We start from the raw sequence: 6,077 nt of genomic DNA on the forward strand, positions 1-6,077 counted from the left end.
CCGGTTTCCGTGTCACTCCTAGCCGACGAGCCGTCGCCCAATCACTCAACCCCCGACCGAACCACTCCACCGCAGCCACCCGCTGCGCACTCGTCGACGACGACGCGGTACCACCCACACGAACCATCCCCGGATCTCGAACCGACTAATCAGTCCAAGAACCGGGGACCAGTCCACAGCCCGCCCCGCGCCTCCCGTCCGTCACCCGGCTCAGTTCCGGGCCGCGCCCTCCGTCGCGAACGCCGCACGCAGCGCCGTCGCGAGGTCGGCCACGTGCGGTTCCCGCAGCAGCGAGCTGTGCTCGGCCGCGATCCGCACGGTCTCGGTCCGCCCGCGCAGCAGCGCGGACCAGCCGGTCGCGTCCGGGTTCGCATCGGCGAGCACGTAGGTCGCCCGTCCGTGGAACGGCGTCGGGTGGTGCCGCCGGGTGACGAGCTCGGCCTGGTCGAAGAAGGCGTCGAAGTCCTTCTGCCCGCCGTGCCGCAGCACACCAGCGCTGTAGGCCCGCGCGCGCTTCGCGACGTGCTCGCCCCACGACATGCCGGACGGCATGACCCGCCGGACGGCCCCGGCGAGGCGCTGGCTGACGACACGGACGGCGGGGTTGCGGTGTTCGCGGGGCTCGAGCCGCCCGAACTGCTGCCGGACCCCCTCGGCCCCGGTCCGCGGCAGGTAGGTGTCCAGCAACGCGACGTGCTCGACCTGCTCGCCGCTCTCGGTGAGCAGCCGGGCGATCTCGAGCGCGATCAGCCCGCCGAGCGAGTGGCCGACCAGCAGGTACGGCCCGCGCGGCTGCACGATGCGCATCAGGGCGACGTACCGGCGGGCGCTGGCCTGGATGCTCCAGTCCGGCATGCCCCGACGCTCTAGGCCGTGCTGCTGGAACGCGTACACGTCGTGCTCGGGCAGGTAGCGGGACAACGGCAGGAACGTCAGGGCGAGGGCACCACCGCCGGCGAAGCAGAACACCGGCGGACGGCCGGACTCGCGCGCGCCGGACACCTTGACGACGTCGGGGTGGCTCGGCAGCGCCGTCGTGCCGCTCCGCACCCGACGGGCGAACGCCCGGAGCGTGGGGTGCTGCAGGACGTCCGACGAGCGCAGGTCGATGCCGAGACGGCTCTGCACGAGCGCGAGCATCTCCTCCGCCGACAACGAGTCGCCGCCGAGGGCCGAGAAGTCCTCGTCGAGGTGGACGCCTCGAAGGCCCAGCACCTCGGCCCAGATCTGCCCGACCACGAGCTCCCACTGGTCGTACTCGCCCTCGACCATCTCGGTCTCGATGCTCGGCGCACCCGGCAGCTCGGCCCGGTCGACCTTGCCGCGTTCGTTCCGCGGCAGCTCGGTCATCGGCACGATCGACGCCGGCACCATGTACTCCGGCAGGCGGTCGCGCAGGGCCAGGCGCAGGGCCGCGGGCGCCGGCGTGCGCTGGCCCGGACGGCCGACGACGTACGCGACCAGGCGGGTGACGGCGGGCGGGTCGACCTGCGCGGTGACGACGGCGTCGTGCACCTCGGGGATCGCGCGGAGCGCCGCCTCGACCTCGCTCGGTTCCACGAGGTACCCGCGGACCTTGACGGCGTCGTCGGAGCGTCCGAGCAGCACGAGCCGGCCGTCCGGCTCGATCCGGGCCAGGTCGCCCTGCCGCCACGTCGGCGTGCCGTCGTCGGTGTGTCCGGCACGTTCGGCGGTCTTCTCCGGGGCACCCCAGTACCCGGCGGTCAGGCCCTGGGAGACGATGACGAGTTCGCCGGTCTCCCCCGGGTCGGCGGGGCTGCCGTCCTCGCGCAGCACGAGCACCTGCTTGCCGGGCAGCGGCCACCCAGCGGGCACCACGCCCTCGGGCACCGGGGCACCGGGCTCCACGGGGCAGTAGGCCACGCAGCCGGTCTCGCTCGACCCGAAGGCGTTCAGCAGCAGGGTCGTCGGGTCGAGGTGCGGTCGGGCGGCGGCGATGTCGGCACCGGTCACCGCCTCGCCGGTGGTCATCAGGAAGCGGAGGCCGCCGAGCGCGGGACCCGCCCCGGATGCCTGCGCCCCGGGTGCCGTCTGCGAGCCGACGATCGACCGCAGCAGGTGCGGGGTGCAGACGAGGACGTTCACGCCGTCGGCGGAGAACCGTGCGAGCAGGCGTTCGACGCCGAGCTCGCGGGGTTCGAGGAGCACGACGCTGCCGCCGCTCAGCAGGGTGTCGAACGAGAACAGCAGACCGGCGGCGAACGACAGCGGCAGGACCACGCCGAGGCGGTCACCGGGTCCGGTGCCGAGGGCGACGGCGTCCTGCTCGGCGTTCGCGAGCTGCTGCCGGTGCGTCAGGACGACGCCCTTCGGCATGCCCGTCGAGCCGGAGGTGAACACGATCGCGAACGCGTCGTGGCCGCCCGGGCGGGTGCTGGGCGCGTCGGCCGCTGTGTCCGTCTGCGTTTCGCTGCCCGCTGTCTCGCCGCGTCGTTCGATCAGCTCGTCGAGTGCGTGCACCCGGCCGTCACGGTCGGCGACGACGGTCGCCGCCAGGTCGGCGCGCGCGGTGTCCGCCACGATCTCGTCGACCCCGGCGAGTTGCGCGACGTGCCCCAGGCGGACCGCTGGCAGGTGCTCGTCGAGCACCACCACGGTGCGCCCCGCGCGGACGAGCGCCAGGATCGCGACGACGGCCTCGGTGGTCTGGCCGGCCATGATGCCGACCGGCTTCGATGCCCCACCGGCCACGGCGCCGACGCCGGCACCACTGTGGTCGTCGGGTCGGAGCTCGGCCCCGAGCACCGACGCGAGGTCGCGCGCCGCCCGGTCCGCCTCACTGAACGTGTAGGGACGGCCGTCCCCGGCAAGAGCAGCGGCGTCGCCGTGGAGCGCGACCACACGGTCCCAGCGGTCCAGCACGGAGTGGTCGTCGGCCAGCGGGATCGCGGCGCGGTGGGTCCAGTGCTCGGTCGTCGTCAGCGGGTCGGCGGAGGTCACGATGACACCTCGGATGCTCGTCGGCGGGCCGCCGCGGGTCCCGCGCCGGTCCTGCGACGGTACGTCCGACGCGGTACGGCCCACGAGCCGTGTCGCGCGGGGTGCGGGGTCACGCAACCCGACCGGGAGGCCCGGTGCACCTCCGCCAGCGTGCTCGGCCCCCGTACGGGGACGGTCCAGAGCCGGGGGCGGCCCGGGTGGGCGCGGAGCATCGTGCGGTTCCGCGCAACCTCGGAATGCGCAGTCCGGAGCCTGTGAATCGCCGATGGAGGCGATGGCGGCGCACGAGTCCGGAGACGAGAACAGCCCCCGGGGATCCCGGGGGCTGTTCTTCGAGTGCTGGGGTACCTGGACTCGAACCAAGAACGACGGTACCAGAAACCGCTGTGTTGCCAATTACACCATACCCCAAAAGGCCTGCTGGCCTTCTGTCCCCGTTGTCCGGGGCACGATCAACTACTGTACAGCATCCCGGAGGTCCACGAGACCACCCACGAGGTCTCGGTGCACTGCCGCGGCCGTCGTGGCACCGTGCCCGGCGGCGACGATGAGCTGCTCCGGCCCGGGAGGGGTCACGTCCCCCACGGCGTACAGCCCGGGAACGGTGGTCCGACCGACCCGGTCGACGACGAGGAGTCCGTGGGCATCGCGCTCCGGGGCTGTCGGCGCACCGGGCGTGTCGGCGCGCAGCCAGTCGAGGTCGGCGTGCCACGTCGGCCGGACGAACCCGCCGGTCCGCGGCTCCACGTGGCCGTCGACCAACCGGACCCCGGTCATGCCGGTCCGGTCGCCCTCGAGGTCCTCGATCACCCGTTCGTCGACCACGACACCGGCACGCGCCAGCCGTGCTCGCCCCGCGTCGTCGAGCGGGGCGACACCGTTCGTGTACACGATGAGGTCGTCGGCCCACGCCGCGATGAGCAGTGCCCGGTCCACGACGTCGTCGGTCTCGCAGATGAACGCGAGGGGCTCCCCCGCCTTCTCGTACGCATCGCACTCGACGCAGCTGTGCACCGCGGTGCCGTAGAACGCACGGAGCATCGGCAGTGCCGGGAACTCCTCGCGCAGCCCCGTGGCGACGACGACGGTCCGCGCCCGCGCGTCCACCTCGGCACCACGCCAGGTCCCGTGCAGCCGCCACCCGTCGGCGTCGGGGGTCACCAGGTCGACGACGGCCTGCACGATCGTCGCCTCGGGGTACTCCTCGACCTCGGCGCGACCGAGCTTCCGGAGCTCGAGGGGGGAGATCCCGTCACGCGTCAGGAAGCCGTGCGACCGCAGGGTCGCGGCGTTGCGTGGCCGGTTGGCGTCGACGAGGAGCACCGTGCGCTTCGCCCGCACCAGGTTGAGCGCAGCGCTCAAGCCGGCCGGTCCGGCACCGATGACCGCGACGTCGTGGACGACCGGCGTACTCGGCGCGTCCGTGGGTCGTGCAGCGCTTCCCGCGGTGCTCATCGTTCGCCGTTCAGCGGGCCGCGAGGGCGCGGAGCCGCGTCAGGGTGGACTCCTTGCCGAGGATCTCCATCGACTCGAAGAGCGGCGGGCTGATCCGGCGCCCGGAGACCCCCACGCGCAGCGGACCGAAGGCGACCCGGGGCTTCAACCCGAGGTCGTCGATGAGCGCCGTGCGGAGGGCACCCTCGATCGCCTCGGTGCGCCAGTCCTCGAGCTGCTCGAGCGCCGCGATGCCGGCCGTGAGCACGGCGCCGGTGTCGCCCTTGAGCGATGCCAGTGCGTCGTCCTCGACCACCAGGTCGGCGTCGGCGGTGAACAGGAATCCGAGCATCGCCGGGGCCTCACCGAGCAGCTGCATGCGCTCCTGGACGAGCGGCGCCGCCTTCGTCAGGACCTCGGTCTGCTCCGCGGTCGGCGGGTCGGCCACGAGGTCGGTCAGGTACGGCAGGAGCCGGGAGCGGAAGTCCGACGGCTCGAGCAACCGGATGTGGTCGCCGTTGATCGCCTCGGCCTTCTTGTGGTCGAAGCGCGCCGGGTTCGGGTTGACGTCGGTGACGTCGAACGCCGCCACCATCTCGTCGATCGAGAAGACGTCGCGGTCGGCGCCGATCGACCACCCCAGCAGGGCCAGGTAGTTGACGAGCCCCTCGGGGATCATGCCGGCGTCGCGGTGGTGGAACAGGTTCGCCTCGGGGTCGCGCTTCGAGAGCTTCTTGTTGCCCTCGCCCATGACGTACGGCAGGTGACCGAACACCGGGATCGCCGGTGCGAGCCCGATCTCGTACAGCGCCTCGTACAGGGCGATCTGCCGCGGGGTCGACGACAGCAGGTCCTCGCCGCGCAGGACGTGCGTGATTCCCATCAGGGCGTCGTCCACCGGGTTCGTGAACGTGTACAGCGGCTTGCCGTTCGGCCGGACGACCACGAAGTCCGGGAACGTCCCCTGCTTGAAGGTGATCTCGCCACGGACAAGGTCGTCGAAGCTCAGGTCACGGTCCGGGACCCGGAGTCGCAGCGCCGGCTCGCGGCCCTGGTCGCGGAGCGCCTGACGCTCGTCGTCGGACAGGTCCCGCTCGTGGTTGTCGTAACCCTGCTTCGGATCGCGCCCGGCGGCCTTGTTGCGGGCCTCCATCTCCTCGGGCGTGACGAAGGACTCGTAGATGTGCCCGGACGCCTTGAGCTTCGCGATGACGTCGTCGTAGATCGCGGTGCGCTCCGACTGCCGGTACGGTCCGTGCTCGCCGCCGGCGTCGACACCCTCGTCCCAGTCCAGCCGGAGCCAGCGCAGGCCGTCGAGGATCTGCGCGTAGGACTCTTCGCTGTCCCGCGCGGCGTCGGTGTCCTCGATGCGGAACACGAGCTTGCCGCCGGTGTGGCGTGCGTACGCCCAGTTGAAGAGCGCCGTGCGGATGAGCCCCACATGCGGGGTCCCCGTCGGGCTCGGGCAGAAACGGACGCGGATCTCGGACCCGGAAGCAGTGGTGAATGGCGCAGTCATGACCCGCCAATGCTACCGTCACGCCCTGCTCGAGCGACCCGTGAACGCAGAAAACCCCTGACCGAATCGGTCAGGGGTTCCCTGGTGTTGCAACGTTAAGTCCGGCGGCGTCCTACTCTCCCACAAGGTCCCCCTTGCAGTACCATCGGCGCTGAGAGGCTTA

General features: G+C 72.1%; 3 protein-coding genes and 1 tRNA gene. All 4 read right to left on the reverse strand.

The features are described from left to right. Nucleotides 1-210: 210 nt before the first annotated feature. On the reverse strand, nt 211-2,961 hold the full coding sequence (locus ACIPV1_RS18870; RefSeq protein ID WP_402727036.1) for an alpha/beta fold hydrolase: 2,751 nt from the start codon (nt 2,959-2,961) through the stop codon (nt 211-213). A 339-nt stretch (nt 2,962-3,300) separates the two neighbouring features. Then, nucleotides 3,301-3,372 (reverse strand) — tRNA-Gln (locus ACIPV1_RS18875). Between the two features lie 45 nt (nt 3,373-3,417). Then, nucleotides 3,418-4,416, reverse strand: a complete 999-nt coding sequence (locus tag ACIPV1_RS18880; protein WP_402727037.1) for an NAD(P)/FAD-dependent oxidoreductase — start codon at nt 4,414-4,416, stop codon at nt 3,418-3,420. 10 nt (nt 4,417-4,426) lie between these two features. Next, the gene (gene gltX / locus ACIPV1_RS18885) at nt 4,427-5,914 is read right to left on the reverse strand and encodes a glutamate--tRNA ligase (RefSeq protein WP_402727038.1); all 1,488 of its coding nucleotides are present in this window, start codon (nt 5,912-5,914) and stop codon (nt 4,427-4,429) included. Nucleotides 5,915-6,077 lie beyond the last annotated feature (163 nt).

Source organism: Curtobacterium sp. NPDC089991 (assembly GCF_044748425.1).
Taxonomy (GTDB): domain Bacteria; phylum Actinomycetota; class Actinomycetes; order Actinomycetales; family Microbacteriaceae; genus Curtobacterium.

Excerpts from the sequence above, each read along its gene's own strand:
- ACIPV1_RS18880 (WP_402727037.1), bottom strand. The coding sequence starts at position 4,416 with ATGAGCACCGCGGGAAGCGCTGCACGACCCACGGACGCGCCGAGTACG.
- gltX (WP_402727038.1), bottom strand. The coding sequence starts at position 5,914 with ATGACTGCGCCATTCACCACTGCTTCCGGGTCCGAGATCCGCGTCCGT.